General features: G+C 68.9%; 25 protein-coding genes. 9 read left to right on the top strand and 16 right to left on the bottom strand.

Annotated features, from left to right (window positions below; all coding sequences use genetic code 11):
* Positions 1–29 precede the first annotated feature (29 nt).
* Positions 30–485 (top strand): carboxymuconolactone decarboxylase family protein, encoded by a 456-nt coding sequence (locus ACFYRH_RS25380; RefSeq protein ID WP_387780060.1) that lies wholly within the window; start codon positions 30–32, stop codon positions 483–485.
* Positions 486–592: 107 nt separating this feature from the next.
* Positions 593–946 (top strand): YciI family protein, encoded by a 354-nt coding sequence (locus ACFYRH_RS25375; protein WP_387780057.1) that lies wholly within the window; start codon positions 593–595, stop codon positions 944–946.
* Positions 947–1,571: 625 nt separating this feature from the next.
* Here ACFYRH_RS25375 and ACFYRH_RS25370 read toward each other — a convergent pair.
* The 5 genes from ACFYRH_RS25370 to ACFYRH_RS25350 all read right to left on the bottom strand — a co-directional run bounded on the left by ACFYRH_RS25370 (position 1,572) and on the right by ACFYRH_RS25350 (position 6,591).
* A complete protein-coding gene (locus tag ACFYRH_RS25370) occupies positions 1,572–2,471 on the bottom strand; it encodes a carbohydrate ABC transporter permease (protein ID WP_387780055.1) in 900 nt (299 codons plus the stop codon).
* The gene (locus ACFYRH_RS25365; RefSeq protein WP_387780052.1) at positions 2,468–3,403 is read right to left on the bottom strand and encodes a carbohydrate ABC transporter permease; all 936 of its coding nucleotides are present in this window, start codon (positions 3,401–3,403) and stop codon (positions 2,468–2,470) included. The genes ACFYRH_RS25370 and ACFYRH_RS25365 overlap by 4 nt, the downstream gene beginning before the upstream one ends.
* A gap of 14 nt (positions 3,404–3,417) precedes the next feature.
* Positions 3,418–4,707, bottom strand: coding sequence for an extracellular solute-binding protein (locus ACFYRH_RS25360; RefSeq protein WP_387780049.1), 1,290 nt, complete (start codon positions 4,705–4,707; stop codon positions 3,418–3,420).
* An 89-nt stretch (positions 4,708–4,796) separates the two neighbouring features.
* Entirely contained in the window at positions 4,797–5,846 is a 1,050-nt protein-coding gene (locus ACFYRH_RS25355; RefSeq protein ID WP_387780046.1) for a LacI family DNA-binding transcriptional regulator, read from the bottom strand.
* A 37-nt stretch (positions 5,847–5,883) separates the two neighbouring features.
* Positions 5,884–6,591 (bottom strand): SDR family NAD(P)-dependent oxidoreductase, encoded by a 708-nt coding sequence (locus ACFYRH_RS25350; protein ID WP_387780043.1) that lies wholly within the window; start codon positions 6,589–6,591, stop codon positions 5,884–5,886.
* 56 nt (positions 6,592–6,647) lie between these two features.
* Between ACFYRH_RS25350 and ACFYRH_RS25345 the strand changes: the two genes are divergently transcribed.
* Positions 6,648–7,193 carry a MarR family winged helix-turn-helix transcriptional regulator gene (locus ACFYRH_RS25345; protein WP_387780041.1) on the top strand — a complete coding sequence of 182 codons (546 nt, stop codon included), beginning with the start codon at positions 6,648–6,650 and terminating at the stop codon, positions 7,191–7,193.
* A 43-nt stretch (positions 7,194–7,236) separates the two neighbouring features.
* On the opposite strand, the gene ACFYRH_RS25340 is transcribed toward ACFYRH_RS25345, so the two are convergent.
* The 8 genes from ACFYRH_RS25340 to ACFYRH_RS25305 all read right to left on the bottom strand — a co-directional run bounded on the left by ACFYRH_RS25340 (position 7,237) and on the right by ACFYRH_RS25305 (position 15,100).
* Positions 7,237–8,052: an SRPBCC family protein gene (locus ACFYRH_RS25340; protein ID WP_387780038.1), complete on the bottom strand. Its 816-nt coding sequence runs from the start codon at positions 8,050–8,052 to the stop codon at positions 7,237–7,239.
* Between the two features lie 32 nt (positions 8,053–8,084).
* Positions 8,085–9,062 (bottom strand): winged helix DNA-binding domain-containing protein, encoded by a 978-nt coding sequence (locus ACFYRH_RS25335; RefSeq protein ID WP_387780035.1) that lies wholly within the window; start codon positions 9,060–9,062, stop codon positions 8,085–8,087.
* Between the two features lie 133 nt (positions 9,063–9,195).
* On the bottom strand, positions 9,196–9,981 hold the full coding sequence (locus ACFYRH_RS25330; RefSeq protein ID WP_387780032.1) for an SGNH/GDSL hydrolase family protein: 786 nt from the start codon (positions 9,979–9,981) through the stop codon (positions 9,196–9,198).
* A gap of 127 nt (positions 9,982–10,108) precedes the next feature.
* Complete coding sequence (locus ACFYRH_RS25325; protein ID WP_387780029.1) at positions 10,109–11,155, bottom strand: mandelate racemase/muconate lactonizing enzyme family protein; 1,047 nt, start codon at positions 11,153–11,155, stop codon at positions 10,109–10,111.
* A complete protein-coding gene (locus ACFYRH_RS25320) occupies positions 11,152–11,925 on the bottom strand; it encodes an energy-coupling factor ABC transporter ATP-binding protein (RefSeq protein ID WP_387780026.1) in 774 nt (257 codons plus the stop codon). The genes ACFYRH_RS25325 and ACFYRH_RS25320 overlap by 4 nt, the downstream gene beginning before the upstream one ends.
* Positions 11,922–12,680, bottom strand: coding sequence for a cobalt ECF transporter T component CbiQ (gene cbiQ / locus ACFYRH_RS25315; protein ID WP_387780023.1), 759 nt, complete (start codon positions 12,678–12,680; stop codon positions 11,922–11,924). Before cbiQ ends, ACFYRH_RS25320 begins: the two co-directional genes overlap by 4 nt.
* Positions 12,677–13,696 (bottom strand): energy-coupling factor ABC transporter permease, encoded by a 1,020-nt coding sequence (locus ACFYRH_RS25310; RefSeq protein WP_387780020.1) that lies wholly within the window; start codon positions 13,694–13,696, stop codon positions 12,677–12,679. The genes cbiQ and ACFYRH_RS25310 overlap by 4 nt, the downstream gene beginning before the upstream one ends.
* Positions 13,697–13,741: 45 nt before the next feature.
* Entirely contained in the window at positions 13,742–15,100 is a 1,359-nt protein-coding gene (locus tag ACFYRH_RS25305) for a dihydrolipoyl dehydrogenase family protein (RefSeq protein WP_387780017.1), read from the bottom strand.
* A gap of 221 nt (positions 15,101–15,321) precedes the next feature.
* Between ACFYRH_RS25305 and ACFYRH_RS25300 the strand changes: the two genes are divergently transcribed.
* From ACFYRH_RS25300 to tsaA, 3 genes are read left to right on the top strand one after another with little or no spacing between them, the layout of a single operon-like run.
* Positions 15,322–16,092 carry a metallophosphoesterase gene (locus ACFYRH_RS25300; RefSeq protein ID WP_387780014.1) on the top strand — a complete coding sequence of 257 codons (771 nt, stop codon included), beginning with the start codon at positions 15,322–15,324 and terminating at the stop codon, positions 16,090–16,092.
* 39 nt (positions 16,093–16,131) lie between these two features.
* Positions 16,132–16,887, top strand: a complete 756-nt coding sequence (locus tag ACFYRH_RS25295) for a metallophosphoesterase (protein WP_387780011.1) — start codon at positions 16,132–16,134, stop codon at positions 16,885–16,887.
* Positions 16,884–17,297, top strand: coding sequence for a tRNA (N6-threonylcarbamoyladenosine(37)-N6)-methyltransferase TrmO (gene tsaA, locus ACFYRH_RS25290; protein ID WP_387780008.1), 414 nt, complete (start codon positions 16,884–16,886; stop codon positions 17,295–17,297). The genes ACFYRH_RS25295 and tsaA overlap by 4 nt, the downstream gene beginning before the upstream one ends.
* A gap of 151 nt (positions 17,298–17,448) precedes the next feature.
* On the opposite strand, the gene lpdA is transcribed toward tsaA, so the two are convergent.
* Positions 17,449–18,846 (bottom strand): dihydrolipoyl dehydrogenase, encoded by a 1,398-nt coding sequence (lpdA, locus tag ACFYRH_RS25285; RefSeq protein WP_387780005.1) that lies wholly within the window; start codon positions 18,844–18,846, stop codon positions 17,449–17,451.
* A 162-nt stretch (positions 18,847–19,008) separates the two neighbouring features.
* Between lpdA and ACFYRH_RS25280 the strand changes: the two genes are divergently transcribed.
* Together ACFYRH_RS25280 and ACFYRH_RS25275 are read left to right on the top strand one after the other, a co-directional pair.
* Complete coding sequence (locus tag ACFYRH_RS25280; RefSeq protein WP_387780002.1) at positions 19,009–21,141, top strand: peptidoglycan DD-metalloendopeptidase family protein; 2,133 nt, start codon at positions 19,009–19,011, stop codon at positions 21,139–21,141.
* Between the two features lie 22 nt (positions 21,142–21,163).
* A complete protein-coding gene (locus tag ACFYRH_RS25275; protein WP_387779999.1) occupies positions 21,164–21,622 on the top strand; it encodes a PGPGW domain-containing protein in 459 nt (152 codons plus the stop codon).
* On the opposite strand, the gene ACFYRH_RS25270 is transcribed toward ACFYRH_RS25275, so the two are convergent.
* Positions 21,590–22,807, bottom strand: coding sequence for an FAD-dependent monooxygenase (locus tag ACFYRH_RS25270; RefSeq protein WP_387779996.1), 1,218 nt, complete (start codon positions 22,805–22,807; stop codon positions 21,590–21,592). The genes ACFYRH_RS25275 and ACFYRH_RS25270 overlap by 33 nt on opposite strands.
* Positions 22,808–22,893: 86 nt before the next feature.
* On the opposite strand from ACFYRH_RS25270, the gene ACFYRH_RS25265 reads away from it, so the two are divergent.
* Entirely contained in the window at positions 22,894–23,586 is a 693-nt protein-coding gene (locus ACFYRH_RS25265; protein WP_387779993.1) for a TetR/AcrR family transcriptional regulator, read from the top strand.
* Here ACFYRH_RS25265 and ACFYRH_RS25260 read toward each other — a convergent pair.
* On the bottom strand, positions 23,567–24,463 hold the full coding sequence (locus tag ACFYRH_RS25260) for an AraC family transcriptional regulator (RefSeq protein WP_387779990.1): 897 nt from the start codon (positions 24,461–24,463) through the stop codon (positions 23,567–23,569). The two genes, ACFYRH_RS25265 and ACFYRH_RS25260, sit on opposite strands and share 20 nt — an antisense overlap.
* Positions 24,464–24,558 lie beyond the last annotated feature (95 nt).

The raw sequence follows: 24,558 nt of genomic DNA, 5'->3' as shown, positions 1-24,558 counted from the left end.
AGACCTACCGACCTGATGGAGAAACTGCCATGCAAGCACGGATGACCAACCCCGCCGCGATTCTGCCGGACGCCACCAAGGGCATCCAGAACATCTACAAGGCGATCGGGCAGTCCGGCACGGACGGCAGGACGCTCGAGCTCGTGCACCTGCGGGCGAGCCAGATCAACGGCTGCTCGCCGTGCGTGTTCGGCGGAGTCAAGTCGGCGCTGAAGAACGGCGAGACCGACGAGCGCCTGCACCAGGTCGCCGCCTGGCGGGACTCCGACCTGTTCACCGACGCCGAGCGGGCCGCGCTCGCGATGACCGAGGCCGCGACCCGGCTGGCCGACAACCCGACCGCGGTCAGCGACGAGATCTGGGATGCCGCGGCCGACCACTTCGGCGAGAAGGAACTGTCGGCGATCATCTTGATGATCGGGCTCACCAACCTGTTCAACCGCCTCAACACCACGGTACGGGCGCCTGCGGGTGCCACCTGGTAGTCGATACCGTGAGCCCCTGACCGGGGCGGTGGGGTGGGGCCGATTTCGACACAGCTGTCGAGAAGATGTCCGGGGCTCCGACGTATCCGGGTGAATGGAGGCTGCCGATGAAGTACATGCTGCTGATCTACGGGAACGACGAGACCTGGGACACCTTGCACGCCGAAGGGATCGAGGGTGTCCTCGACCAGCACCGCGTCCTGTCCGACGAGCTGAAGGCCAACGGTGAGCTCGTCGACGGGATCGGACTGACCACCGCGAACGCGCGGGTGGTCACGGTCCACGACGGCGTACCGGCGGTGACCGACGGGCCGTTCACCGAGGCCAAGGAAGTCCTGGCCGGCTACTACATCGTGGACTGCAGTCTGGAGCGGGCGACGGAGATCGCGACCCGGCTGCCGGAAGCGCGGTACTCGCCGATCGAGATCCGCGAGTTCACCGATCCGATGCAGGACCAGTAGGCCCCGGAGGTCACTGCCGGGTGCGGTCGGCAGGGCATCGGGTCCAGGAACTTGCCGGCCTCAGCTGGGCGTTGACACCTGAGACCGGCGAGTCACTGACTCTGACTGTTGTCGTTGCTACGGGCTAGCTCAGGCGAGGATGACCCCACCTGAGGCGGGCTGATCACCCATGCCCCGGCCACCCTGAACGAAAACAGTCGCGCCACGCGCCGGTGCCTGGGCACCGTCGCCGAGTCGCAGCGTGGTCGTCATTCCGTTGCTCAACCTCAGCATCGCCACGCGACGCGGACGCACCGACGGGATCGACGAGCTCACCTCGTGGATGCCGGTGCACACCGCTGGCTGGACCGAAGCTCGGCCGAGTCCCTCGTTGCCGTGACTCCTCACATCACGGCACTGCTCGGCGAGCCTTTTCATCGCTGACACACTTCCCCCTTCTCATCGTGAACTGCCCCCGAGTGGCGGTGGACGCGGTCGTACGACCGCACACTCCCCCGTCCTCCCCGCACCCGGAAACGACGCGGAAGTGATCAGGCAACCCTCGCTGAGAGTGACCAGGTTTTCAAGGGATAGTAACCGGAATCCCGCGTAGCGAAACCGGTGTCCACACCTTGTTCCGGCCGGGTCATTGACCACCGAAGCCAGTGGTAGCAATTCCCTTGATGATCTGCCGCTGGAAGAACAGGAACACCACCACCAGCGGCAGCGCGGCCAGGATCGCCGACGCCATGTTCTGCGCGTACTGCAGGCCGTAGGCGCTCTTCACCGTCTGCAGGCCCACCGGCAGCGTCATCAGGTGCGCGTCGGTGGTCACGATGAACGGCCAGAGGAAGTTGTTCCACGCACCGATGAAGACGAAGATCGCCACCGCGGCGAGGATCGGCCGCGACAGCGGCAGCACGATCGACCAGAACACCCGCAGCCGGCTCGCGCCGTCCACCCGCGCGGCCTCCTCCAGTTCCACCGGGATCTGGTCGAAGAACCGCTTCAGGATCAGCACCATCGCGGGCGCGAACGCCTGCGGCAGGATGATGCCCCAGTAGGTGTCGACCAGGTTGAACGCCAGCATCTGACGGAACAGCGGGACGATCAGCAACTGCGGCGGGATGATGATCGCGGCGATGATCGCGGCGTACAGCCAGCGCTTGCCCCGGAAGTTCACCCGCGAGAACGCGTACCCCGCCAGCGCCGACGTCGCGACCGTGATCAGCGTGATCGCCACCGACGTGATCAGACTGTTCCACGCCCAGGACGGGATGTCACCCGCGGACAGTACCTTGCGGTAGGCATCGAAGCTGAACCCGTCCGGCGGGTTGATCGTGATCCCCGACGCGCCGGCGTCCGCCTCGCTCTTCAGCGAGGTCAGCACCGCCCAGGCGAACGGCACCAGCCACGTCACGGCGAGCACCGCGAGCACCAGCAGCGCGGCCATCCGGGAAACACTCCACGGGTTCTCGCCCGGCTTGTGCGTCTGCTTGATGTTCCGGACGTTCCGTACGTTCCGGGCCAGCGTGTAGGTGCTCATGGGGCGCTCCTGCGGTTGATCAGCTTGTACTGCGCCAGCGACACCAGGACGATCAGCGCGAAGAACAGGTACGAGATGGCCGACGAGTAACCGAACCGGTAACCGGTGAAGCCGGACTCGTAGATGTACTGCACGATCGACCGCGTCGACCCGGCCGGGCCGCCGTTGGTGAGCATGTAGATCTGGTCGAACACCTTCAGCGAGGCCAGCAGCTGCAACGTGAGCAGCAGGGCGGTGGTCGGCCCGAGTTGCGGGATCACGATCGAGAACAGCTGCCGCCACTTGCCGGCGCCGTCGATCGCGGCCGCCTCGAACTGCTCCTCCGGGATGTTCTGCAGCGCGGCCAGGTACAGCAGGAAGTTGAACCCGATCGTCCACCACAGCGTGGTGATCACGACCGAGATCATCGCCACCTTGGGATCCTGCAGCCACGCCACCGGCGCGGCTCCGAACTTCGCCAGTACGCCGTTGATCAACCCGAGCGTCGGGTTGTACATCCAGCTCCAGAACATCACCACGACGGTCGAGGCGAGCAGGTACGGCATGAAGAACGACAGCCGCCACAGCCAGCGGCCGGGCAGTCCGAGGTTCACCAGCAGCGCCAGCGCGAGCGACAGCACGATCAGCGGGACCGTGCTGAGCACCGTGAACCAGACCGTGTTACCCAGCGACTTCCACAGGTCCGGGTCGGTCAGCGCCTCGCCGTAGTTGGCGAAGCCGACGAGTCCGCTGCCCGCACCGGTCAGCGTCTCACCGGTGAAACTCAGGTACAGGCCGTACACCGCGGGAACCACGAGGAAGAGCACGAACAGTACGGCGAACGGCGCCGCGAACGCCCACCCGGTGAGCGTCTCCCCGCGCTTCGCCTTCGCCCTGCCCTGGGTGATGGTCTCTTCCGCCGCGGCGGCCGGAGTGTCGATGGCAGTCGACATCTGTGTCTCTCCTCTCACACCGGCTGCGGACGGTCGAGCAGCTTGTTCAGCCGCGCCACGAAACCGTCGAACCCGGCCGCTGGGTCACCACTGCCGAGGAACACGTTCTGCACGTTCTCGGCGAAGTAGTTCTGGAAGTCACTGCCCGCGCCGCTGAACCACACGTCCGGGTCGTAGTTCACGTAGGCCGGGATCCCCGCGTAGTTCGACTGCGGCTTCAGCGCCTGGTACTCGGCACCCGTCGCCACCGGCTGGTACGCCGGGATGTGCCCGCCACCGGCCCACTTCGCGGACCGCTTCAGGATCTCCGCGACCATCGTGTACACGTGCTTACGGCGTTCCGGCGACACCTTCGACTGCCGCGGCAGCACGAACGTGTGCGAGTCGGCGTACGCCGCCTGGGTCCCGAAGAGGGTCGGGATCGGCATCGCGTCGACCGGCAGCTTCGCGTCCTTCAGCACCGGGAGCTCCCAGACACCACCGAAGAACAGGCCGCTCTCACCGTGCAGGAATTCGCTGGTCGCCGTACCGCCGTCGCCGCTGCGCGAGGCGATCGTGTCGTTGAGCAACGACTGGACGAACTTCAGCGTCGTGACCGCGGCGTCCTTGTCAACCTCGGCCGGCTGACCGGGCACGAGCTTCATCTCGGCGCCGGTCTGCTTGTACAGCGTGTACCAGAGGCGCCACATCTGCGCGCCGTCGCCGAGGTACCCGTAGGACAGACCGTGCTTGCCGGTCACCTTCTGCAGCTTGGCCGCGACCTCGGTGAACTCCTCCGGGCTCTTCATCGAGCGCAGGGTGTCCGTGACACCGGCCTTCTCGGTGAGCTCGGTGTTGTAGTACAGCACGAAGGGGTGCGTGTCGAGGGCGATCGCGTACAGCTTCCCGTCGTACTGGCACTTCTCCCAGACCCGCGCCGGGAAGTCGCTCTCGTGCAGGCCCACCTCGGCCAGCAGGTCGAGGTCCCACGGCTCCAGCAGGCCGCCGGGCGCGTAGCCGGCGATCCGGGACGCGTGCATGATCGCGACGTCGGGAGCGCGGCCACCGGCCGAGGCCATCGCGAGTTTCGTGTAGTACGGCGGGCCCCACGCGAGCACCGTCTGGGTGGCGTGGAAGCCGAGGTTCGCGGCGTTGACGGCATCCACCAGGCCTGCCATCACCGTCCCGTCACCGCCGGTCATCAGATGCCAGTAGCTCAGGTCGGTCGTCGAGCGCGAGCCACCGGGCGCGCAGCCGACGAGCAGCCCGCCACCGGCGAGCGCAGCCGCTGCTTTCAGCAGGCCGCGCCGGGAGAGGTCAGTCATTCGGTCTCCTTCAAGGGGCGAACCGAAAATTACATCGTTAGAATGGTGCACACAAGAATCGTTTGTGTGATTTTGTTCAAACGTGACCGTTAACGTTCAGTGCTCGCGCGCTCGACGATCCGGTGCGGAATCATCACCCTGCGTGGCGGCGCGTCCTTGTCCGCCATCCGCTCGGCCAGCAGGTCGAGCGCGGCCGCGACGAACGCCCGGCGGTCGAAGTCGACCGTGGTCAGCGGCGGGATCATGAACTGGCTCTCGATGATGTTGTCGAACCCGGCCACCATCGTCTGCCGCGGTACGTCGATTCCCGCGCTCCACAGCGCCGCCAGTGCGCCGGAGGCGATCGAGTCGGTGAAGCAGAAGAACGCGTCGGGCAACTCGTGATCGGCCAGGTACTTCCCCACCACGATCGCCGCGCCTTCCGGACTCCAGCGATCCAGGCTGACCTCGAGTGCGGGATCGATCGGGAGACCGGCCGCCTCGAGGGCCTGGTGATATCCGATGGTCCGCAGGCGCGAGGCCGCCGTACCCGGTGATTCGGCTGTTCCGCCGAGGACGCCGGCGCCGCTGGAGCCGCGGGGAACTTCCGGCGTACCGACGGTGGCGATCCGGCGGCAGCCGCGGGCCAGCAGGTGCTCGGTCATCTCCCGCGCGGCCGCGACGTTGTCGATCGCGACCTGGCTGACGACGTCTTGGTCCACATCGCCGATCAGGACCACCGGCGGCAGCGGCCCGGCCGACATCACCGCGCTGTCGTCGAGGTTCACCGGGTTCAGGATCAAGCCGTCGACGAGATACGCGCGGGCCTTCGAGAGCAGCTCGAACTCACGGGTGGGCTCGGCCGCGGTCTGTTCGATCTGCACGCCCCAGCCGCGCTCGTGGGCCAGCTCGACGACGAGGTGCACCACCTCGGCGGAGTACGGCCGGAGCAGGTCGGGCAGCGCCAGCGCGATCATCCCCGAGCGGCCGTTGCGCAGTCCCCGAGCGCTCATGTTCGGCACGTAGTCGAGCTCGGCGAGGGCGCTCTCGACCCGCGCGCGCGTCTCGGGGCGGACGAAGACGACGCCGTTGATCACGTTCGACACCGTCTTCGGCGACACCCCGGCCAGCTTGGCGACATCTTTGACGGTCGGACGCATGTCGCCCATTGTCACATCTGGCCCACGTTGTCACGCATCAACGACCGGTCAGGGCGCCTCCGTTGACGTGCAGCACCTGACCGGTCAGGTGCCGGGCGGCCGGTGATGCGAGGAAGTGGATCGTGCCCGCGATGTCGCCGACCTCCCCCGCACGCTTGGTCAAAGTTGCCTGCAGCAACGTCTCGCGCCGCTCGTCGGTGAGGCGGCCCTGGAAGAACTCCGTGCCGGCCGTGAATCCGGGCGCGACGACATTCGAGGTGATTCCGCGCGGGCCGAGCTCGGCGGCGACATCGGCGTTCCAGAGCGCGAGCCCCGCCTTCGCGGCGCCGTACGAACCAGGCCCGCGGGCACCGGCGATCGAGCCGAGGTGCACCACGGCGGTGGTCAGACGAGGCGCGAGCGCGGTCGTCGTGAGCACGGCGTTGATCAGGTTGGCCTCGAGGTTGGCCAGCCAATTCGCCTTGAGTTGCGTGAGACCACCGTCCGGGCGGCCGAAGTCGGTGTTGCCGCCGGCATTGTTGACCAGGACGTCGACCTGCTCCGGCAGTGCATCCAGCAACCGCTCGACCTGCGCCGGGTCGGTCGCATCGCACACCACCGCCCGCGCGCCGAGCTCCGCCGCGGCCTTCTCCAGTACGTCGGTACGCCGCCCGGTGATCACCACGTTGTCACCGTCGGCCCGGAAACGCTCCGCGGTCGCCCGCCCGATCCCGGTCGCTCCCCCGGTCACCACGATCGTCCTCATCACGACATCCTCACGTTTAGCTCTAAATGTTTAGCCCTAAACGTACCATGGGTGCCGTGACCGACAACTACCCACTCGACGGCCCGAGTCCGTACCCCGCCGCGGAGATCGCCCGCGCCTGGGAGCGCGAGCGCCCCGGTACGCCGACCGACTCGATCGAGATCGTCACTCCGCTGTGGCGGCTGGCGAAGCTGTTCGCCGACGATCGGCGCCGGGTGCTGTCCGAGGCCGGTGTGGATCCGGCGACGCTGGACCTGCTCAGTGTCCTGCGGCGCGCGGGAGCGCCGTACGAGCTGAGCACGCGGGAGCTGGCGAGCCGGACCCTGGTGACCGCCGGCGCGATCTCGCAGCGGGTCGCCCGGGCCGAGGAGTCGGGTCTGGTCACTCGCCGGTCGGCCGATGACGGCACTCGCGCGGTACTGGTCACGCTCACCGATCTCGGGCACGACCTGATCGAGCGGACGGTCGATCAGGTGCTCACGCGGGAGTCCGAGCTGGTGGCCTCCCTGTCCCCCGCAGCGCGGAGCACGCTGGCCGGTCAGCTGCAGGAACTGCTCGACGAAGTCAGCAGGCTGGCCCGCAAACCTTCGCCACGACGTTGAGGCGCACCGCGCGGAGCACCTCCGCGCGCATGTCTCAGCGGGCTCAGCCTGCTAGCTCGGCGGCGAGGAACTCGATCGCGTCGTGCCACGGCGTGCGGTAGTCGGCGGCGGGGCCGGTCTGGGTGAGGACCAGGCGGGCTCCGCCGTTCCCGTCGCGCAAGGTCCACGTGACCTCGCCGCCGCTCCACGGGTAGACGAGTCGCAGCGGCTCTTCGACGGCCGTGACAGGGCCGGGCTCAATGCCCTTGGCAACGAATCCGGCCGGCGGCGGGGTCCCGACGGTCGCGGTCTGCGCACCCGCCAGCCGCTCCCACACGGCTTCCTTCGGCTGCACCAACTGCCGCTCGAACCGCAGCTCGCCGTCGGCCGCGACCTGCGCCTCGTCCAGCCCGAACACCTTGACGAAGTGCTCATGCAGTACGCGGTAGTCCCGCTCCGGCGCGGTGTCCCCCAGCAACCGCTCCAGTGCGTCGAAGCACAGCGTCCAACCGCCCGCGAAACTCGCCGATCCCGAGCGGTCGTCGTACGTCGCCGTGAGGTGCAACGTGCAGCCGTCGGCGGTCGGCGTCAGCTCCCAGCGAAGGACCTCGACGCCCCAGGTGTACTCGAGCACGCTCGGCGGCTCGTAGGCGCGGATCACGCCGTGCGACCGCAGGTCCACCGGGGCGCCCGGCTCCCCTTCGAACGTGAAGGTCACCGGACCGTCCACGCGCAGGTCGAGCTCGACCGCCGCCGGGAACCACCCGGCCAAGTGCTTCGGCTCGCTGATCGCCCGCCACACCTTCTCCACCGGGTGCCGCAGCTCACGGCGCATCCGCAGGACGGTGCGCCCGTTCTCGGAACTCAAGGTCTCGGTCATGACTCCATATATACCCGCTCAGGAATATACGATCAACCGGCGAACCGGACCAGGTCCGCCAACTCGGCGGCGAGGTCCACCGGGGCACCGAAGGCGTCCACCGACAGGTCGGCGTGCCGCCAGGTGCCGACCACCCGTCCGGAGTCGAGGACGGCGGGGCGGAGCATGCCGCCGCCCGGATAGATGGCGGCCGGCAGATCCTGATGACGGTCCTGGTAGCCGAGGAGGTAGCTGTCGAACTCCCCCACCATCCGGAGATCGCCGCATCCCGGCAGGTCGTCGACGGCCGCGAGCTGCTTGCCGTCGACGTCGAAGGTGTTCGTCGCCACCGCCTCGATACCGCGGCGAGCCAGCGGCACGGGCAGGCCCGACCAGGTGGCGAAATCACGCGCGGTCGCCGGTCCGTACGCGCTCAGATAGAGCCGGGCGAGCCCTTCCAGATCACCGTCCAGGGTCAAGGGTCGGCCCAGCCAGTCGCGGACGGCGACCCAGGACTCGGTGCGGTCGTGGCCGGGTCCGTAACAGAGCCGGCCGAGCAGTCCCGTATGCCGGATCAACGCATAGACCGCCTGGCCCTTCGGCTCGGCGATCAGACCTGCACGCACCAGAACGTCGGCCAGTTCGGCGCGGCCGCACGGGCCGTTCGCGAGCAGGTGGGCCTCCAGGACATCGGCACCCTTCGCGCGGATCGGCTCGGTCAGGCCCAGTTCGCCGTACCGCCGGGTCGTGTCCTTGATCAGCTTCGGACCGAGCAGACCGAGCAGCGAGCCGGCCTGCTCGGTCGCGACCAGCTGGATCGTCCCGCGCATGAACCAGCCGCGCACCACCGAGCGATCGGTCTCCTGGGCAACGGACACATCGGACAGGGTCGTCGCCGTAGATCGCGCGCGGACGCCGTACGCCGCGCCTCGCCAGGTCTGCGCCTGGAGTCCCCCCGTCCGGCGCACGACGTCGGCCACCCCTCCGGGGCCGGCCTCGTCCACCGGACGCGCGAGGCAGTTGGCCTGCATCCTGGCTCGCAGCAACCAGTCCACAGACCTCCGCGCCACCTCAGCATGACACCACGAACCGGCCCGTTCCGCATCTCCAACAGCCGACACCACCCGGCCCCCAGGACCGGGTGGTGTCGGGGAGGGGCCGGTCTCAGAGCGCCGGCTGGACCAGATCGGCGTACGCCGCCTGGCCGGTGACATTCGGGTGGTAGGACTCGCTGACCGGGTTCGAGAGGCCGTTGATCCACTCGGGGCTGCCGCAGACCGAGTGCCCGATGAACTTCGACGTCGGGTTCACGAACGCGAACCCGGCCGCGCTCGCGGCGGCGGAGATCTTCGAGTTCAGCAGGTCGGCGGTCGCGTTCAGCCTGGTCATCTCGTCGGGGCTGAAGAAGGTGCCGGCGTTGCAGTCGGTGCCGTTGAACAGCCGCGGGTACCCTACGACCACGACGTGCGCGGACGAGGCCCGGCTCTTGATCGAGCCGTAGAGGGTGTTCAGCCGGCCGGGCAGCGTGTTGTTGATGATCGACTGGGCACCCGCGACGGCGCTGGTGCAGTCGCCGAGCCAGGAGGGCTTGGCACACTCGGTGATCACCGACGAGAAGCCGGCGTCGTTACCGCCGACCTGGACCGAGACGATGTCCGCGGCACTGGTGACCGAGGGCAACTGGTTCGCGGTGACGTCCGCGACCTTCGCGCCGGAGCAGGCCACGAACGTCAGGTTGGCACCGATCCGGGCGGCGTCGAGGTACGAATAGGCCTTCGTGGAGCGCTGGCACGAGCCGCTGCTGGAGATGTAGGTGCGGGTGCCGACGCCGGAGGCGTACGAGTCACCGAGCGAGACGTAGTTCGGAGCCGCGGCGTGCGCGACACCGGGACTGAGGAGCAGCGCGGCACCGAGTGCCGCGGCGGTGAGCAAACTGGCGATGGACTTCATGGGCGGACCGCCTTGCCTGTGCGAGGAGTGGCGACTGAAGTACTCCATGTCACTTTCACCCGACTCGCCAGTAACACACAAGGGCCTGGTAACAAATTCACCGTGGATTCCCGGTGACGGTCACCAACTAGCCGTCCCAGGAAGACAGACCTGGCCCGGTCGGTAGCGGATAGCAACCATCGACCAGCTCGACCCGCCCGTCGGCCGGCAACAGCCCGCTCTCCACATAGATGGTGTTCGGCAGCGCAGCCAGCACATGGATATGCGCCCCACCGCCGTGCGACGCGTACGGCACCCCGAACCCGGCCGCCATCAGCCCGATCTCCAGGCAGTCCGTCAGCCCACCGGCCCGCCGCAGATCCGGCTGGACGACGCCGACGCCGCCGCGCTCGATCAGATCCCGGAACGCCGCCTGCCCGTACCGGTTCTCCCCCGTCGCGATCGGCAGATCCAGCTTCTCCGCCAGCCGCACATGCCCCTCGGTGTCCCCGGCCGGCAGCGGCTCCTCGAACCAGGTGCAGTCCATCGACTCGTACACACGCCCGCGCCGCAGCGCCTCGGCGTACCCGAAGGCCTGGTTGGCGTCGACCATCAGCGGGGCGTCCGGCCCGATGACGTTGCGGACCGCCTTGATCCGGCGCACGTCCTCGGTCAGCGGGCCGCCGCCGACCTTCATCTTCACGCCGCGGAAGCCCTGCTCCATCGCCTTCGCCGACACGCTCTCCAGACCCGCGACGTCCAGCTCGAGCCACCCGACCATCGCGTAGGCCGGGATCGCGGTCCGCTGCGCGCCGAGCAACCGCCAGACCGGGACGCCGAGGGACTTCCCGAGCAGGTCCCACAACGCCTGATCGATCGCCGAGATCCCGTACGACGACAGTCCGGCCGTCCCCTGGTAGTCGGTGAGCGTCCGCAGCCGCTGCCGGATCCCGCGGATCAGCGCCGGGTCCTCGCCGATGATCTCCGGGGCGAGTTGCTCGCTGACGATCTTCGCGAGTACCGCCGGCGAGCTCTCGACGCGGCCGAAGTACGTCGTACTCTCGCCGCTCACGCCCTCGTCGGTGTCGATCCGCACCCTGGTCACGCCGTTGCGGTCGAGCAACTGGATCGCGTCGCGGACCGGGTGGGCCTTCGGCTCGGACGTGGATTCGACGGTGACCTGCGTGATCTTCATGGGCGCTCCGGGCCGGTGACGGACAGGGGGTCGAATCCGTAGGGCAGCTCCAGCCGGTGCTCGGCCATCAGACGCGCGTCGCCGAGCAGGTCGCGGGTCTTGCCGTCCGCGACGATCCGGCCGTCGTCCATCAGCAGGCTCCGCTCGCACAGCTGCAGGGCGTACGGCAGGTCGTGCGTGATCATCAGCAGCGTCACGTCGAGTCCGGCGAGGATGTCCGCGAGCTCGCGCCGGGCGGCCGGGTCCAGGTTGCTGGACGGTTCGTCGAGGACGAGTACTTCGGGGCGCATCGCGAGGACCGTGGCGACCGCGACCCGGCGGCGCTGGCCGAAGGAGAGATGGTGCGGCGCCAGGTGGGCGTGGTCCTGCATCCCGACCTGGACCAGCGCTTCGTGGACGCGGTCGTCGAGCTCGGAGCCGCGGAGGCCGAGATTGGCGGGACCGAAGGCGACGTCGTCGCGGACGGTCGGCATGAACAGCTGGTCGTCCGGGTCCTGGAACACCAGCCCGACCTTGCGCCGGATCTCGGTCAGGTGATCCCGGTGCAGACCCGTGCCGCCGATCTGGATCCGCCCGCTCCCGGTGCCGCCGGCGACCGAGCCCAGGATGCCGTTGAGATGCAGGACCAAGGTGGTCTTACCGGCTCCGTTCGGACCGAGCAGCGCGACCCGCTCGCCCTTCTGGACAGTGAAATCGACGCCGAACAAGGCCTGCCGACCGTCGGGGTAGGCGAAGACCAGCCGCTCGACCTGAATCGCGGGACCGCTCACCAGGTCACCGCCCTGGCTGCGATCGCGACCACCACGGCGGCCAGCGAGATCGCCAGACCCTCGACCCACTGCGCACTGGACGCACCCTGCGCGCTGAGCAGCGGCATCCGGCCCGTATAGCCACGCGACCGCATCGCGAGGTGCACGCGCTCGCCGCGCTCGAAGCTCCGCACGAACAACGCGCCCACTCCTCCCGCGACTGCCTTCAGGTGTCCGGCCCGACCTCCGGTATACCCACGAGACTCGCGGGCAACCCGCATCCGGTGCAGATCGTCCGACACCACGCTGAGGTAGCGGACCATGAACGACAAGATGGCCACGAGTGTCGCCGGCAACCGCAGTCGCTCCAGCCCCGCCAGCAGGTCGCGCGGCGCGGTCGTGGCCGAGAGCAAGATCGCCGCGATCACACCGAGCGTCCCCTTGGCCAGCACGTTCCAGGCACCGAGCACGCCGGACTGGGACAGGTGCAGGCCGAGGACGGTGACCTGCGGGCCGGTCGCGACGAACGGCAGCAGCAGGGCGAACACGATGAACGGCGTCTCGACCGCGAGCCGCCGCGACACCACGGTCGCCGGGAGCTTCGCGACGACCACGGCCGCGATGAGCATCACGGCGTACAGGGCGAAGGCCCAGAAGACGGCGGCCGGGGTGGCGACGACAGCGAGCACGAAGACGAACAGCGCGACCAGCTTCACCTGCGCCGGGATGCGGTGGACCGGGCTGTCCACCGCGACCAGCAGGCCGTCCCCACTCATGAGGCCTTGGTGGCCCGCAGCGAGGCGAGCTTCGCGATCGCGAGGCCGACGGCGATCGTCACCAGGACGCCGATGATCCCGGCGAGCGCGCCGGACACCTGGGTGTTGCCGATGCCGTGTACGCCGTAATCGGCCAGCGGACTGCCCGCGACCGCCGAGTCCTTCGCCGCGCCGTCGAACCCGAGCCTGGCGCCCACGAACTCCAGTCCGTCCGGGTGCGCGCTAGCGAACAGACTCAAGCCTCCGGCCACGAGCAGCGTGACCGCGACACCCACACCGAGCGACCGTCCGGCCGGCCGGGCGGCGACCGGCTTGTCCGGGGACACCGTCGAGGTGTTGCCGTCGGCATCGACCAGGACGAGGTCCTGCTGCAAGTGCCGAGCGGCGTGGACGAGGTCGGGCCGGGTCGCGACGACTGCGCTCAGCACCGCAGCGGTGATCACGGCCTCGCCGATGCCGACCAGCACGTGCCAGCCGACCATCGCGGTCGCGAGTTTCCCGACCGGGATGGCGACTGCGCCGCCGATCGCGTACAGGCCGGTGAACGCCAGCGCCGCGACCGGCACCGACACCAGCGCTCCGACGGTCGCCGCCGGTACGACGCTGCCCACTCGCCGCGGCAGCACCGTCAGGAGCGCGCGCGTCAGGAAGTACCCGGCGAGCACCGTGATCAGGCCCATCAACGTGATGTTCGTACCCAGCGCGGTCAGCCCACCGTCGGCGAACAGCAGCCCCTGGACCAGCAGCACCGTCGACATCACGAGTACGGCGGTCCACGGCCCGACGAGTGCCGCCGCGAGCGCACCGCCCAGCAGGTGACCGCTCGTTCCGGCGCCGACCGGGAAGTTCACCATCTGCACCGCGAACACGAACGCCGCGGTCAGGCCGGCCAGCGCCGGCCCCGTCTCGCGGATCTCGCGGTTCGCCCGCTGCAGGCTGATGCCGACCGCCCCGGCCGCGATCAGGCCGGTGGCGACGGACGTGGGCGCGTCGAAGAAACCGTCAGGAACATGCACCCGCACATTCTTGATCCATCTGCGACTCATTCGCAACAAGCGGTCTCACAACTGCTTGAGCGCCTCCCCGATCGCGCGGTGGAACGTCGGGTACGCGAAGATCATCTGCCGCAGCGAGCTCACCGGTACGGCGGCATGCACCGCGACCGCCAGCGCGCTCAGCACCTCGCCACCGGTCGGGCCCGCGCTCGTCGCACCGACCAGCACGCCCCGGTCGGCGTCCATCACGACCTTGATGAACCCCTCGTTGCCGGCCTTGTGGATCCAGCCACGCGTCGACGCCGGGATCTCGGTGAGGCCGGTCCGCACGTTCAGGCCCGCGTCCCGGGCCTGCTTCTCGGTGAGCCCGACCGCGCCGATCTCCGGGTCGGTGAACGTCACCCGCGGCATCGCGTGGTAGCTCGCGATCGGCGCGTCCGGCTCCTGGAGGATGTCGCGGACCGCGACGTCGGCCTGATACATCGCGTTGTGCGTGAACACGCCGACGCCGGTCACGTCGCCGATCGCCCACACGCGGTCGCCGGCCCGGACGTGCTCGTCGACCTCGATCCGGCGCGCGGCCGGATCCAGGCCGAGCTTGTCGAGGCCGAGGTCCGCGGTCGCGATCCGCCGGCCGGTTGCCACCAGCAACTTCTCGCCGGTGGCCGTCGAACCGTCCGCGAGAGTGACGGTGAACGCGCCGTCGGCGTACCCGACCTGCTGGGCGTGCGAGCCGCGGCGGAAGCTGACGCCATCGCGCTCCAGGGCCTCGCGGGCCAGGACGCCGGACTCCGGCTCCTCCATCGCCAGCACCTCGGGAGCGCCTTCGAGAACCGTCACCCGCACCCCGAACCGGGCGAAGACCTGGGCGAGCTCCATCCCGATCGCGCCGCCGCCGAGGATCAGCAGCGAGGCCGGCAGCGTCTCGACCTCGATCGCCTCCCGGTTCGTCCAGTACGGCGTACCGGCGAGACCGTCGATCGGGGGCACGGCCGGGATCGTGCCGGTCGCGATCACGATGCCACGGGTCGCCTCGAACTCACGGTCGCCGGCCCGCACCGTGTTCGGCCCGGTGACGGTGGCGAAGTCCTTGATCACGGTCGCGCCCTTGTTCACCAGGCGATCGACGGCGACCTTGTCGTTCCAGGTGTCGGTGGCCTCCTCGCGGATCCGCTTCGCGACCGGAGCCCAGTCCGGCTCGACACTCGCCGTACCGGCGATGCCGTCGACGCGGCGGGTCTCGGCGATCAGGTTCGCGGCCCGGATCATCATCTTGCTCGGGATGCACCCGTAGTACGGGCACTCGCCACCGACCAGCCGCGACTCGATCCCCACGACCCGGAGCCCTGCCTGGGCCAAGCGCCCGGCCGTCTCCTCGCCGCCGACACCGAGCCCCACCACCACGACATCAACCTGTTCAGACATGCCGCCCAATCTCCCAGACCGGCCCGGACCGTCCAAGTCGCCACCCGGTGCGTCATCGCGCCGTAAGGAGGCGTTCACCCCCGGCGACCAGCGTGCTGCTCTCGTCGACGTGAAGGCCGAGCCAGGCGCGGCCGGAGCTGGAACTCGGCGGGCTGGTCCCATGCACCGATCTCCCGGCCGGGTTCTGTGGATAATCCCAGCGCGTCGCGACGCTTCGGCGGATGATTGCGGTCATGTATGTCATCGCGCATCTGAGTGACCCCCATCTCGACGGTTCCGACGAGGCTCGGGACCGGCTGCGGAAGATCACGTCGTACCTGCGTGAGTTCCGGCGGCCGGTCGACGTCGTACTGGTCAGCGGCGACCTCGCGGACCACGGGCTCGAGTCCGAGTACGCCGAGCTCGCCGCGGAGCTGAAGCTGGACGTGCCCGTGCTGGTGTTGCCGGGCAACCACGACGTCAGCGCGCCGCTTCGGTCCGGCCTGGCCGATTTCGTCGACTCGGCCGGCGAGGGACATCCCGTGCATCAGGTGCATGACGTCGGGGGCGCACGGTTCGTCCTGCTCGACACCTCTGTGCCGGGCGAGGACCACGGGCTGTTGTCGACGGAATCGCTTGCCTGGCTCGACGGCGTCCTGACCGAGCCGGTCGACGGTCTGTTGTTCGTGGCCTTCCACCACCCGCCGTTCGAGCTGAACCACCCCGTCCTCGACCAGTGGCTGCTCCGCTCCGGCCCGGAGCTCGAGGCCGTACTCCGGGGCAAGCCGATCACCGCGCTGCTCGCGGGCCACGTCCACAACGGTCTCGCGACCACCTTCGCCGGGCTGCCGTTCCTCGTCGCGCCGGGCGTCCGGTCGACGCCGCCGCTGCCCTTCGAGCCGCCGGCTCCTGGCGGCGGCCTCGTCGACAACACGACCGCGCATCCCGGCCTGGCGTTGCACATCGCCACCCCGGGCGCACCGCTGCAGACGCTCTTCCGGCACCCGGCCTGACCTGGACCAGCACGGTCGGGGCGGCATTAGTGTGCTGACATGTACGTGATCGCGCACCTCAGTGATCCGCATCTCGACGGCACGGACGCGGCGCGAGCCCGGCTGCGGCACATCACGTCGTACGTGCGGGCGATGGGGCGCTCGGTGGACGTCGTACTGGTGACCGGGGATCTCGCGGATCACGGACTGGAGTCCGAGTACGCCGAGATCGCGCGCGAGCTGACGTTCGACGTACCGGTGCTGGTGCTGCCCGGGAACCATGATGTGAGCGCGGCGCTGCGGGCGGGGCTGGTGGGGCTGGTCGAGTCGCCGGGGTCTGGGCATCCGGTGCATCAGATCCGCGACGTCGGTGCGGCTCGCTTCGTGCTCGTGGACACCACCGTGCCTGGGGCGAACCACGGCCTGCTGTCCGCCGACTCGCTGGCCTGGCTCGACGAGGTACTACGAGACGCGGTCGACGGACCGTTGTTCGTCGCGATGCATCACCCGCCGCTCGACCTGCACCACCCGGTGATGGATCAATGGAAACTCGAGGAACGCGACGAGTTGTCCGCGATCCTGACCGGGAAGCCGGTGACGGCGATCCTCACCGGGCACGTGCACAACGCCATCGTCACGTCGTTCGCCGGTCACCTCGTTCTCGGTGCGCCCGGCATCCGCTCGACCATCCCACTTCCCTTCGAGCCGCCCCCGCCGGCGGGCGCCGTCGTCGACCCCACCGCCCACCCTGGTCTGGCTCTGCACATCGTCCTCCCGGGAGAACCGATGCAAACCGTCTACAGGTACCCGCTATGACCGACGACCTGATCCTCCACCCGATCGCCCGAGTCGAATCCACCCTGCGCTCGCGGGACGACGCTCCACGCCAGGGCGACGAAGGTGCACCCGACGCCTGGCTCGTCTTCGACGAGTCCGTCCGTCCGGCTCTTGCCGACATCAAGGCCGGCGACGAACTCATCCTCATCACGTGGTTCGACCGCGCCGACCGCGACGTCCAGACCGTGCACCCCCGCGGCGACGCCTCCCGCCCACCGACCGGCGTCTTCAGCACCCGCTCCCCCGACCGCCCCAACCCCCTAGGACTCCACCGCGTCACAGTCCTGGCCGTCGACACCCTCCGCCTCCACGTCAACAACCTGGAAGCCCTCAACGGCACCCCCATCGTCGACATCAAGCCGGCCCTGGCCGACATCTCCGACCGCTGAAGCCCGCCCGCTGGCGGCTTGTTTGCGCGATAGCGTGCTGCAACCCGCCATCGACAACAAAACCCGCCAGTGGGACATCACCCGCCGGACAAGAGCTGGGAACGTGGAACGGCGGCAGACAGGTGGTGTCTGCCGCCGTTCACGGTGTTGATCAGAAGTTGATCATGTGGCCTTCGAGGCCGTGGAAGGCCTCTTGGAGGGCTTCGCTCAGGGTCGGGTGGGCGTGGACGTTGCGGGCCAGTTCCTTGGTGGTCAGGTCCCACTTCTGCGCGAGGGTGAGCTCTGGCAGCAGCTCGGTGACCTCCGGGCCGATCAGGTGCGCACCGAGCAGTTCGCCGTACTTCGCGTCGCTGATCACCTTGACGAAGCCGCTCGGGTCGCCGAGGCCGTGCGCCTTGCCGTTCGCGGTGAACGGGAACTTCGCGACCTTGACGTCGAAGCCTTCCAGCCGGGCCTCTTCCTCGGTCCAGCCGAAGCTCGCGATCTGCGGCTGGCAGAACGTCGCCCGCGGGATCATCTTGTAGTCGAGTTCCATCGTCTCGTGCCCGGCGATGGTCTCGGCGGCGATCACACCCATCGCCTCGGCCGCGTGCGCGAGCATCAGCTTCGCGGTCACGTCGCCGATCGCGAAGATGTTCGGCACGTTGGTCCGGCAGAAGCCGTCGATGCCGATCGCGCCGCGCTCGGTCAGCTGGACGCCGGCCTTGTCCAGGCCGTACCCGTCGACGCGCGGCTGGAAGCCGATGGCCTGCAGCACCTTGTCGGCCTCGATCGTCTGCTGTGCGCCGTCCTTGCCGGTCACCGTCACCTTGACCGAGGAACCGGAGTCGTCGATCGAGTCCACCCGGGTGCCGGTCAGCACGTCGACGCCGAGCTTCTTGTACGCCTTGGCGAGCTCCTTGGAGACCTCGATGTCCTCCAGCGGAACGACCCGGTCCAGGAACTCGACGATCGTCACCTTGACGCCGTAGTTCGCCAGCACGTACGCGAACTCGACACCGATCGCGCCGGCGCCGGCGATCACGATCGAGCCCGGCAGCTCCTCGGTGAGGATCTGCTCCTCGTAGGTCACCACGCGCTCACTCAGCTGGGTGCCCGGCAGCAGCTTGGTGGTGGCGCCGGTGGCCACGATGCAGGAGCCGAACGTGACGGTCTCCGAGGAGCCGTCGTTCAGCGTCACGTCCAGGGTGTTCGCGTCGGTGAACGAACCCCAGCCGTCGAACTCGGTGATGTTGTTCTTCTTCATCAGGAAGTGGACGCCCTTGACCCGGCCGTCGGCGACCTTCCGGCTGCGCTGCACCGCGGTCGGGAAGTCGAAGGTGACCTCGCCGCTGATGCCGAAGGTCTTCGCCTCCGTGCGGAAGATGTGCGACAGCTCGGCGTTCCGGAGCAGCGCCTTGGACGGGATACAGCCCACGTTCAGGCAGACACCGCCCCAGTACTTCTTCTCGATGATGGCGGTCTTCAGCCCGAGCTGGGCGGCGCGGATCGCCGCGACGTACCCACCGGGACCGGCGCCGAGGACAACAACGTCAAAGTGCGAGGCCATGCAGTGAACTTTAGTAGGTCGCACCAGCCGATCCGACACACGGTGGCACCCTGTGGCCGGAGTGTGGCGGGCCTCATGGTCACGCTGCGTGTACCGGGCTTCCGTCAGGACCGTACGGCGCTTACGCTGGCCTCGCGCGTGAGGCGAGTTCATGGGGGACGCATGGGTCTGGGGAAACGCCGGTGGCTGCGACTCGCGGCACTCGGCACGGTGTTGGCAGTCGCCGCGCTACCGGCGTACGCCGACGACCCGACCCCGTCGGCCAGTGAGCCACCGCCCGCCTCTGTCACCGACGTGAACCGGTCGCTCGAGCAGCTCCAGGCGGAGGCCGCGGCCGTCCAGGCCGACTTCGCCAAGGCCACCATCGCCTACACCAAGGCGCTGAAGGACGCCCAGACCGCGGAGGCCGCGGCGAAGAAGGCGGAGACCAGCGCGACCAAGTCGAAGGGCGTCGCCGACGAGCAGCGCCGGCGGCTCGGCGTGATCACCGCGCAGGCCTACCAGCTCGGTGTCCCGACCGTGATGGGGACCGAGTCGATGCTCTGGTCGCTGGCTCCGGTCGCGGAGAACCTCCAGGAGATCGCCGACCGGCAGACCGCGATCACGCAGCTCGGCAGCACCCAGGTCGCGCAGTACCGGACGGCGATGGCCGCCGAGGCGGAGTCCATCCGGCTCAAGGCGGAGGCGACCAGCAAGCGCGCCGCCGCGAACGAGGCCGCGACGAAGGCGCAGGAGCTCAGCAAGCAGGTGCAGCAGAAGGCGGCCGACGCCTCCGCGGCGATGGCCGACCAGACCGCGGACCTCGACGTCGCGTCCGCACTGTCGCAGCAGCTCCAGCAGACCCGCAACGCTCAGGCGCTCGCGCGCTGGAAGACCTACCTGACCGAGCTGGCCGCCACGAAGGTCACTCCCCCGGCGGCCGCCGTCCTGAAGAACCCCGCGAAGTTGCCGACCGGGCTCGCACCGCTGACCCGACGCGGTGCGGCCGTGCCCGGTGTCGCGTCGGTCGCCGTGGCGGGACGGACCGTACGGGTGCTTTCGGCAGAGACGATCCGCGCGGTGAATCAAGCATTCAGCCTGCTCGGCAAGCCCTACGGCGTCGCCGCTACCGGCCCGGACAAGTACGGCTGTCTCGGCGCCGCGCGCGTCGCATGGCAGCCGTACACGACCCTGCCGAACCTGATCGGCAAGGTCTACCCGGACTACCAGGCCGTCCCGAACGCCCAGATCGAGCCCGGCGACCTGCTCGTGATGGGCAGCAAATCGCTCGGCCTCGTGCACATCGGCATCGCCCTCGACAACGGCGAGATGATCGCCGCCGACGAGTCCAAGGGCTCGGTCGTCGTCACCACGGTTCCGGACAACCTGTACGCCGCGCTCCGCCCGACCCTCGGCGCGCCGGCCAAGCCCCAGGTCGCACCGGTCGCCACCTCCGAGGCGTACGCGTTCCGCTGCGGCAACACCGCCACGTCGTACGACGTCGGCTCGGGCGCCTGGACCTGGCCGCTCCCGGACGGGACCTACGAGATCGGTACGCCGTTCGGTCAGTCCGGCTCGGAGTGGTCCAGCGGCACCCACACGGGCCAGGACTTCCCCGCCCCGATCGGTACGCCGGTCCGCGCGGTGACCTCCGGGACGGTCCGGATCGAACACCCGGCCTGGGCCGGCAACCTGGTCCGCATCGACCACGGCAACGGCCTCGAGACGCTGTATGCGCACCTCAGCCGGGTCGACGTCACCGACGGCCAGCAGGTGCAGGCCGGACAGCAGATCGGCGCGGTCGGCAGCGAGGGCAACTCGACCGGGCCGCACCTGCACTTCGAGGTCCGGCTCGGCGGCGACCCGGTCAACCCGATGCCGTTCCTGGCCACCGGCTCCGCGAGCACCGGCTGGGGCGGCTACAGCAACGGCATGATCCCGGCGAGCAAACTGTGCGCCATCGGTGGCGGTCACCGGCTCCGGTGCGACGCGGCGACGGCGTACCTCGAGCTCGCCGCCGCCTACCACGCCGCGTTCGGCAGATCGCTGTGCATCACCGACTCGTACCGCTCGTACACGTCCCAGGTCGACCTGTACCAGCGCAAGCCGTCCCTGGCCGCCCTCCCGGGTACGTCGAACCACGGGTGGGGTCTCGCGGTCGACCTGTGTGGCGGGATCGAGAAGTACAGCACCCCGCAGTACCAATGGATGAAGAGCCACGCGGCGGCGTACGGCTGGCTGCATCCGGCCTGGGCCGAGCCGGGCGGGAACCGTGAGGAGCCTTGGCACTGGGAGTTCGGTAACCCGACCAGTTAGTAGCCGCCGGTAGGCTTGGCCCGTGGCCGAGAAAGACAGTCCCGACCGCACGGACGACAACATCACCCTGGACGCTCAGGACGACCGGTGGGAGTGGCGCCGGCGGATTCGTGAGAACCCGCGGAAGCTGATGTTCTACCGGATCGGTGTCGGCGTCGTCGGTGGGTTGCTGATCATCGCAGCGCCGTTGACCGGCTGGCTGCCGGGACCGGGTGGGATCCCGCTGTTCATCGCGGGTCTCGCCGTGCTGGCCAGCGAGTTCGAGTGGGCCCAACGGCTGCTGTACCGGGTGAAGGACTGGGTCAAGGCACTCACCCGGTGGACCGGTAAGCAGCCCGCCTGGCTGAAGGCACTCGGGACGCTCGCGCTGTTCCTCTGTGTACTCGTCGCGATCTGGCTCTACATGGTCGTGCTCGGTGTGCCGGGCTGGCTCCCCGACTCCTGGGAGTCATTCCTCGACAAGCTGCCCTGGCTGCCCTGAGTGCTGCAGACCTGAGTACGTCAGTCCGGTGTACTCCGGCAGCTCGATCAGCTCGCTCATGTTCTGCGCCATCTTCAGCATCTGGTTCAGGAAGAACGGCCGGTCGAGGATCCGGTTCCGCGCTGTGATCCCGAATCGGGTGGCCGGCGCCAGGAACGAGCCTGCGCGGCTGCCGTCCTGGGTGGTCGACACCGCCTTGCGCAGCCGCGCCTCGTACCGGTCGAACGCGGTCCGGAAGTCGTGCGCCTGGGCCAGCTCGCCCGCCAGGACATAGGCGCCGACAACCGCCGTCCCGGTACCGAGCGCACCGAACGTTGCGCCGTACCCCGCGTCTCCGAGCAGGACGATCCGGTTGGTGGACCAGCGGTCCACACGCACGCGACTGATCGAGTCGAAGTACAGCTCCGTTGCCGCCGGCAACGCCTCGAGCAGCTCCGGTACGTGCCAGCCCAGCCCGCTGAACTGGTCCCGCAGGATCGTCTTCTGCTGGTTCAGGTCCCGCCGGTTGTAGTCGAGCACCGGCGACTTGAACAAGAACAGCGTCTGCGCCAGCTCTGGATCACGCGTGTCCGCACCCACGCTCGCGAGCTTGCCGGGCACGTTGTACATCAGCGAGTCCCCACTGATCCCGCGCGTGTTCTGGACCTCCCAGCCACCGACGTAGTACCCGAGGTGCTTCTCCAGGACCTGCTCGGCGGGCCACGCCAACCGCCGTACGACGGAGTGCATCCCGTCCGCGCCGATCACCAGGTCGTACGTCTCCTCGATGCCGCTCTCGAAGCGCACGTCCACGCCGTCCGTGTGCTCCCGCAGACTCGCGATCGAGTCCCCGAAGCGGTACGTCGCCTGCTCGCGACTGTGCTCGTAGAGCACCCGGGACAGGTCGGCCCGCAGCACCTCGAGCTCACCGCCGGCGAACTCGGCCGGCAGCCGCATCAGCTGCCGGCCCGACGCGTCCACGAACCGCATCGCGTTCCCGCCGGTCTGCAGCGACCGCAGCTCCGCCAGCACGCCCATCCGCGCCAGCACGGTCGTGAACACCTGACCGCGGAAGTCCACGGCGTACCCGCCTTGCCGGAGTTTGGGCGCGATCTCGACCACCGTCACGTCGTGTCCCGCCCGGCCCAGCCAGAGCGCCGCCGACGGACCGGCCACGCTCGCACCCGACACCAGAACCTTCATCATCGCCTCCAGAGCAGTAACTGTGTCTGCCGGACACAGTAATGTGTATGGTAGACACAGTTCAAGTCGATTCACGAAAGGAACCCGGCATGTCCGACCTCCTCTGGGGCAGGCAGCCGCCGCCGAGCCGCGGCCCGAAGCCCGCCGTCACGCTGACCGAGATCGCCGAGGTGGGCATCCGGATCGCCGACGCCGAGGGGCTGGACGCGGTCTCGATGCAGCGCATCGCCGGCGAACTGCCGGTGACGAAGATGGCGCTCTACCGCCACGTCCCGGGCAAGACCGAGCTGGTCGCGGTGATGAGTGACCTCGCCATGGGCGCCCCGCCTGACCGCCCCGGCGACCTACCGTGGCGCGCGGCCCTACACACCTGGGCGATCGACCTGTACGACGGATTCACGCGGCACCCGTGGTTGCTTCAGTCGACGATCGGACGCCGCCCGCTCGGCCCGAACGAGCTCACCTGGATGGAGCGCGGCCTCACCGCGCTGGCGGAGAGCGGTCTCACCGGCGGCGAGCAGCTGGACGCGATCTTGGTGATCACCAGCCACGTCCGGAACATCGCGCAGCAGTCGACCACGTTCCCTGGTCACACCACCGGACTGACCGAGCAGGACTGGACGCGGTCACTCGCGGAGATCCTCGTCGCCGAAGCCGACCGCTTCCCGCATCTCACCGCCGCGATGCGCACCGCGGCCGGGAGTGAGAACCAGGGCCTCGAGTTCGGGCTGCAGCGCATCCTGGACGGCCTCGAGCTCCTGATCACTGGCCGGTCGGACTGATCCGCACCCCATTGAAACGTTGTCGGTAGGCCGACGCCGAGAGCCCGTAGTGCGAGCGGAAACGGCGCGCGAAGTAGTTCTGGTCGGGCCAGCCGACCGACTCGCCGATCCGGTTGATCGGGAGGTCGGTGTGCAGTAATCGGTCGGCGGCGAGTTCGGCCCGGTGCCGCGCGAGGTACGCCATCGGCGGCACCCCGGTGACGGACTTGAAGAGCCGAACGAGGTACCCCGGCGCGAGATGCAACTCGCCCGCGAGGTCGGTGAGCGTCCAGTGCCGGGCCGGATCGGCCTCCATCATCCGCATCGCGTCGACGACCGCGGGATGGGTGTGGTCACCCCGTTCGTCGCTGTCCGCCACGGTTCGCGCGACACAACTGAGGTACAGCGAGAGCCAGCCGACGATCTCGCCACGATGCCGGTTGGCCGGCAGGTTGCGCAGTTGCCGCAGGCCGTCGAGGTGCGCGACGGCCTCCTTGACGGTCCCGGGATCGAGGTGGGTCGCGAGCACTCCTCTGCGTTGCGCGGAGAACGGACCGGTCCACAACAGGTAACCCAGTAAGGGATCTTCGCGCGCCCAGGCGAGTTCACGCCGGACCAGGTCGGCGGAGAAACAGCAGTTGTAGACCTCGAGGGCATCGCAGTCGACGTACTCGTGCCAGACCCCTGGACGGAGCAGGATCGCGTCGCCGGCGGAGACGTGTTGCCGGTCGGCCAGGCTGTGGTGGACGCCTTCACCGCCGGTGACGAGCGCGACCTCGAAGAAGCTGTGCGTGTGCAACGGATGGGTCTGCTCGTGCAGGTGGGTGCCGGCGTGCACGACCGTCCCTTCGACGAAGTGCACCACCGTCCCGCGGGTCCTCACCGGCTCGTCGGCCATACCTCACGATACGAGCCGAGGTGCAGATCGTGCTAGACCGAGTGCAGTTCGGGCTACTCCCCGGCGGCTACCGGCCGCAGGATCGGTGCACAGGC

It is taken from the genome of Kribbella sp. NPDC004875 (assembly GCF_042873375.1).
In the GTDB taxonomy this organism is placed as follows: Bacteria; Actinomycetota; Actinomycetes; order Propionibacteriales; family Kribbellaceae; genus Kribbella.
The sequence above is the reverse complement of the archived record's forward strand: the minus strand, read 5'-3'. Positions and strand labels throughout refer to the sequence as shown.